Origin of the sequence: Streptomyces niphimycinicus (genome assembly GCF_018883605.1) — a bacterium.
GTDB lineage: Bacteria > Actinomycetota > Actinomycetes > Streptomycetales > Streptomycetaceae > Streptomyces > Streptomyces niphimycinicus.
Genome location: NZ_JAHLEM010001040.1, coordinates 1 through 1,252 on the forward strand (window position 1 = coordinate 1; position 1,252 = coordinate 1,252).

The 1,252-nt window shown below is 69.3% G+C and carries 1 protein-coding gene; it reads right to left on the minus strand.

Annotated features, from left to right (window positions below; all coding sequences use genetic code 11):
- The coding region (locus tag KN815_RS51775) for a SpnB-like Rossmann fold domain-containing protein (protein ID WP_216347943.1) at positions 1-1,198 on the minus strand (1,198 nt) is incomplete at its 3' end.
- Between the last annotated feature and the right edge of the window lie 54 nt (positions 1,199-1,252).

Here is a 1,252-nt window from a genome sequence, read left to right on the forward strand (position 1 = left end):
ACTCCGCGACGCCCGGTGCCTCGGCCCCTTGACGGCTCGTCAGCACGATCCGCTCCACACCGGTATCCGCCAGCCAGCGCGCCACATGGCGGCCCAGTGCCCCTGTACCGCCCGTGACCAGAGCGGTGCCGCGACCCCGCCAGGCGGCCGACACCTCGGTGGTGGTCGCTTCCGCCCGCGTCAGACGAGCGGCCCACGTCCCGGTGGCACGGATAGCGATCTGATCCTCACCGGTGTCACCGGCGAGGACGGCGGCCAGTGCCTCCTCCGTGGGATCGTCCATGACCGCCGGAAGGTCGATCAGCCCGCCCCAACGGTCCGGATGCTCCAAGCCAATGACGCGGCCAAGGCCCCAGACTCCGGCCTGGTCAGGATCCACCACGTCCCCGTCCACCACGGAGACCGCACCCCGGGTGACACACCACAAGGGCGCATCGATCCCAGCCACCCCGAGAGCCTGCACCAGCGAGACCGTTGCCTCGACCGACAGCAGCGACACCACACCCGCGACCGCCACATCGCCCGGCTCCACCGCCGTCACGACCCGCGCATCCGCCCCAGCGGCCCGCAGAGCGGCAGCCACATCATCTCCGTCAGCGCCAACCACCAGCCACGTGCCACGCAGACTCGGCTGCTCAGTGACATCCCCGATCGGGGACCAGTCGAGGCGGTACCGCCACGATTCGACCAGTGACCTCTCCTGGTGACGGTGCCGCCATGCCGCCAGGGCGGGCAGAGCCTCGCTGAGCGGCTGCCCGGCGTCGATACCGAACGAACCGAAATCCTCACGCTCGACCGCATCCCAGAACGCCGCATCCACCGCGCTGGTCACGGGCTGGGCCGAGGACGGCTCCAGCCAGAACCGCTCACGCTGGAACGCATACGTCGGCAAATCAACACGCCGAGCCCCCGGAAACACCGTCCGCCAATCCACCTCCACACCCCGGACAAACAGCCCAGCCAAAGCCTCCATGGCCACGATCGGCTCCGGGCGATCCGGACGCAGCACAGGCAGACACTCACCATCGGCCAGAGCGGTCAGCGTCCCATCCGGACCCAGCTCCAGAAAGGACCCGACACCCAGCCCACGGAGTGTCTCCAGCCCGTCAGCGAACCGGACCGTCTCCCGCACATGACGCACCCAATACTCCGGCGAGCACAACTCCTCGACCGCCAGCGCACCGGATACGTTCGACACCACGGGCACATTCGGGGCCCGGAACTCCACCCCCCGCAGCACCTCACCGAACTC